Origin of the sequence: Gemmatimonas sp., assembly GCF_044345575.1 — a bacterium.
In the GTDB taxonomy this organism is placed as follows: domain Bacteria; phylum Gemmatimonadota; class Gemmatimonadetes; order Gemmatimonadales; family Gemmatimonadaceae; genus Gemmatimonas.
On record NZ_JBIJAW010000300.1, the window covers coordinates 1 to 3,940 of the forward strand.

The window sequence follows — 3,940 nt, forward strand, 5'->3', positions numbered from 1 at the left end:
CTGCTCTTCCAGGACCACGTGGAGCACTGGATCACCGACGCGCTCGGGGTTCGGTATGCCGAGCTGCTCGGCCCGCGACGCGTGGGGCTACCCTCGGTGCGCTGGGAATCCGATTTTCGCGCCATCAGTCGCATGGGCGATGACATCGTCGTGCGCCTGCGCGTGGAACGGCTGGGCGAGAAGTCGCTCACGCTGCAGTTCGCGGTCGTCGGCGACGACGGCGTGCGCGTCGAGGCCCGGCAAGTCATCGTGTGCACCAGTCTCGACACGCACCGGTCGATGCCGTTTCCCGATGATCTGCGTGCCGCCATCACCCGTTTTCAGGAGTCATCGGTATGAGCGAGGCCTTGTTGCCTGATGGCTGGATGCGACCGCGCGGCTACGCCAATGGCGTCGCGGCCACAGGGCGCCAGATCTTCGTGGCAGGGATGATCGGCTGGGACGCCGGCGAGCAATTCCAGAGCGATGACTTCGCGGAGCAGGCCACGCAGGCGCTGCGCAATGTGGTGGCGGTCCTGCGCGCCGGGGGCGCCGGGCCCGAACACATCGTGCGCATGACCTGGTACGTGGTCGATCGCGCCGAATATCAGGCAGCGCTGCCGAAGGTCGGCGCGGCATTCCGCGAACTCATCGGGCACTACACGATTGCGATGACGGCGGTGCAGGTGTGCGCGCTCATGGAACCACGGGCGCGTGTGGAGATCGAGGTGACCGCCGTGGTGCCGGAGGCCTGATGTCCGACCAGACCACTCCCGATCTCCTGCCAGTGAAGTCAGTGCTCGAAGACGGGCTATTGATCGTGACGATCGACCACCCGCCGGTGAACGCATTGAGCCACGCAGTACGCGCTGGGCTTCTCGATGCCGCTGAGCGGCTCGATGCCGATGATGCAGCCCGGGCGATGGTGTTGTGCAGCACGGGCACGGTCTTCGTGGGCGGCGCCGATATCCGCGAGTTCAGCGGTCCGCGACGAGATCCGCTGCTCAATGCACTCTGTCACCGCATCGAGGCGTGCACGAAGCCCGTGATTGCCGCCATACAAGGCGCGGCGCTCGGCGGCGGCTTCGAAATCGCCCTTGCGTCGCACTACCGGGTGGCGGCGCCGGCGGCCGTGGTCGCGTTCCCCGAGGTGCTGTTGGGGCTGTTGCCCGGCGCGGGCGGCACGCAGCGGGCGCCACGGCTGTGCGGCGCGGCACTGGCGCTCGATCTCATGCTCACGGGGCGGCGCATGACGGCAGCCGATGCGTTGACCGCCGGCCTGATCGACGTGCTGGCCGATGCGCCGCTCGACACGGCGAGGCAATGGGCGCGCGAGCTGTGCGCCCGGGGCGGACCATGGCCACAGGCGCGCCAGGGTCAGGCGCTGCTCGACCAGTCGCTCGCACACCGGCAGGTGGCAGAGGCGCTGGACCGCGTCCCCCACTCGGAGGTGCATGCGTTTGCGCGAGCGCGCATTCTCCGCTGTGTGACGGCGGCAATCGACATGCCCTTCGAGCAGGGGGCGCAGGTGGAGGCCGAGGCGTTTCTCGAGTGCCTTGCGAGCCCGGAGCGTGAGCAGTTGGTGGCGGCGTTCTTTGCCGCGCGCGCCGCGCGCAAGTCGCCGAGCGCGTAATCGGCAGACTCAGAACACGTAGGTCGTGCCGAGGAAGCCCCACCGTTCCGTTTCGGTGGTGGTGAGCGTTTCGCGCAGGAACGCGCCAGGCAGGACGAGCGCCCCACCGAAGATGACACGCAGGTGGCGCGTCGCGCGCCACGTGCCGGTGATGTCCACCTCTTCCGCCACGTGGCGGGCCTTCGAGCTGCCAGCGGCCCGGAAGATGGTGTTCTGCTTCGTGTATACGCCGTCGTCGAGCCGCAGGCGATCGAAGTGGTACCACGCGCCGCGCAGGTCTACGGTGGTGTGCGGCTGCCACTGGGAGATGGCGTGGACTTCGCGCACGTTCGGGCGCCCGATCACGTCGGCGTAGCCGCCGTGCTGATGCGCGGCGGGATACAACACGCTGAAGACCTCGAGTGTGCCGGCGGTCTGCGCGCGTTCACTCGTCGCCTCTTCGACACCGAGCGCAAGGGATGGAGCGCCGAACGCCCGTTTCCACTGCCACTGCGCCTCGGCGATCCAGAAGCCCGCGCTGATGTTGCGGGTCCCCACGTTTCCGAACTGCCGCGCTCCTTCGAACTCGAGTGAGCGACTTACCGCACTCGCTTTCGCCGTCCCCCATTGCCACTGCACACGTCCACCGCTGGTGATGCGGTAGGCATGCGACGCCGGTGCGTTCACCGGGCGTACCCGTTGTTCGTACCAGTACGCCTGCCACAGCGCCGGCAACCCACGTGCGAGCGGCTTGGCACCAGCGCTACTGCCGAGCGACAGTGTACGGAACCGCTGCGTGGAATCCGCGAGATTCGGTAGCTTGAGGCGAACCACAATGGGGCGTGCATCCACCGCTTCGACGGTGAAACGGCCGTGCACCAGCTGTAGGCGCGCGCCCTGTGAACTGCGTCGCGTGTTGGACCAGTCCGGGGCACCGAACAACCGCTCTCGGGCGAGGCCGATTTCCTGCCGGCCCACGCGGAGTTGTGATACGCGATAACCGACATCCACATACGCCGTCTGAAAATCGGCGCGGTCGGCATCGTTGGAGCGGACGCCGCCCGGCAAGGTGCGCCCATAGCTCTGCGCGTCGCGATACTCCGCGAAGGCACGGGCCCACGCCCCGCTGCGCTTGCCGGCCGCGAGCTCCGTTACGAGCAGCAGACGCGTCTGCGAATGATCGTCGTTCAGCGGCAACGTATTGAAGCCGCGAAAGAACTCTTCACGCCATCGCGCCTGCCCGGCGAGTGTGAGCGTGAGCGGCCACCGCGGAATGAGCCGGATGTTCTTGAGCGGGTCAGCCCAGTCTTTGGCTGGAGACGCCGTCGTCCCCTGCGCGGAAACGGCCGTGCACGCCGTCACCGAGCCGAGGCCGACGGCAACCAGATACCGCCAGCCACAGAACCACGACACCAGGGGGTCAGGCCGGCGTGATGTGGCGCATCGAGATCTGCGACAACGAGGTGATGCCACTCTGTTTCATCGTCAACTCGAATTCCTTGTGCATGATCGCGAGCACGGCTTCGACCCCTTCCTGGCCGAACGCGCCCAGCCCCCAGATGTACGGCCGACCGATGCCCGCCGCTGTCGCGCCGAGGGCGAGGGCCTTGAAGACATCGGTGCCGCGGCGGAAGCCCCCGTCACAAATGACGGGGATCTTGCCACCCGTTCCCTTGAGCACTTCGGGGAGCGACGTGATCGTGGCGCGCCGGGAGTTCTCGGCGCGTCCACCGTGGTTCGACACGAATAGCCCGTCCACCCCGTGTTCGATGGCGAGCGCCGCGTCCTCTTCGGTGACGATGCCCTTGAGGAGCACCTTCATGCCGGTGGACTGCTTGAGGCGGTCGACGAACTCCCACGTGGGCGTGCCCTTCTCGAGCTGCGGCGGCAGCTTCTCGTAGCCCACCAGATTGGGCTTGCGACGATTGTCGCGATCGTCCACGCGGCCGCTGACACCCGGGAGCGGCGGTCCGCCCAGATGGCACTTGATGCACTCGCGCGTGTCCTTGCGGGCTTCGCGAATCATCGTTTCGCGGTTGCTGCCGCCCAGCAGGTCCACGGTGAAGGCAATGGCGGGGGCGCCGGCGCGCTCCACCCGCTTGACCATCTGCTTGGTGATCGACCAATCGGTCTGGTGGTAGAGCTGGAACCACACCGGACCGCCGCGCGCGGCGATGGTGTCTTCGATGCTCGTCGTCGCCACCGTGGAGAGGACCATGAGGTGATCGCGCGCCTTCGCCGCCTTCGCGGTGGCCACCTCGCCGTCCTTGTGGAAGCCCTTCTGGCTGCCAAGCGGGTTCACCACGATGGGGGAGGCATAGCGCGAACCGAAGATGGAGAGGTGGCTGT

At 67.4% G+C, this 3,940-nt stretch carries 5 protein-coding genes; 3 read left to right on the plus strand and 2 right to left on the minus strand.

Features of this window, described 5'->3' with window-relative positions; translation table 11 throughout:
- The 3 genes from ACIQ6O_RS13960 to ACIQ6O_RS13970 all read left to right on the plus strand — a co-directional run.
- Positions 1 to 339, plus strand: a 339-nt coding sequence (locus ACIQ6O_RS13960) for an acyl-CoA thioesterase (RefSeq protein ID WP_396208392.1), incomplete at its 5' end; no start/stop codon positions are given.
- The gene (locus ACIQ6O_RS13965; RefSeq protein WP_396208393.1) at positions 336 to 734 is read left to right on the plus strand and encodes a RidA family protein; all 399 of its coding nucleotides are present in this window, start codon (positions 336 to 338) and stop codon (positions 732 to 734) included. The genes ACIQ6O_RS13960 and ACIQ6O_RS13965, both read left to right, overlap by 4 nt.
- Positions 734 to 1,612 carry an enoyl-CoA hydratase/isomerase family protein gene (locus tag ACIQ6O_RS13970; protein ID WP_396208394.1) on the plus strand — a complete coding sequence of 293 codons (879 nt, stop codon included), beginning with the start codon at positions 734 to 736 and terminating at the stop codon, positions 1,610 to 1,612. The genes ACIQ6O_RS13965 and ACIQ6O_RS13970 overlap by 1 nt, the downstream gene beginning before the upstream one ends.
- A 9-nt stretch (positions 1,613 to 1,621) precedes the next feature.
- Here ACIQ6O_RS13970 and ACIQ6O_RS13975 read toward each other — a convergent pair whose 3' ends face one another.
- Both ACIQ6O_RS13975 and ACIQ6O_RS13980 read right to left on the minus strand, forming a co-directional pair.
- Positions 1,622 to 3,004 carry an alginate export family protein gene (locus tag ACIQ6O_RS13975; RefSeq protein ID WP_396208395.1) on the minus strand — a complete coding sequence of 461 codons (1,383 nt, stop codon included), beginning with the start codon at positions 3,002 to 3,004 and terminating at the stop codon, positions 1,622 to 1,624.
- Positions 3,005 to 3,011: 7 nt separating this feature from the next.
- A partial coding sequence (locus tag ACIQ6O_RS13980; protein WP_396208396.1) for an alpha-hydroxy acid oxidase occupies positions 3,012 to 3,940 on the minus strand: 929 nt, incomplete at its 5' end.

Coding starts and splice junctions, on each gene's coding strand:
- ACIQ6O_RS13965 (WP_396208393.1), top strand. CDS start 336: ATGAGCGAGGCCTTGTTGCCTGATGGCTGGATGCGACCGCGCGGCTAC.
- ACIQ6O_RS13970 (WP_396208394.1), top strand. CDS start 734: ATGTCCGACCAGACCACTCCCGATCTCCTGCCAGTGAAGTCAGTGCTC.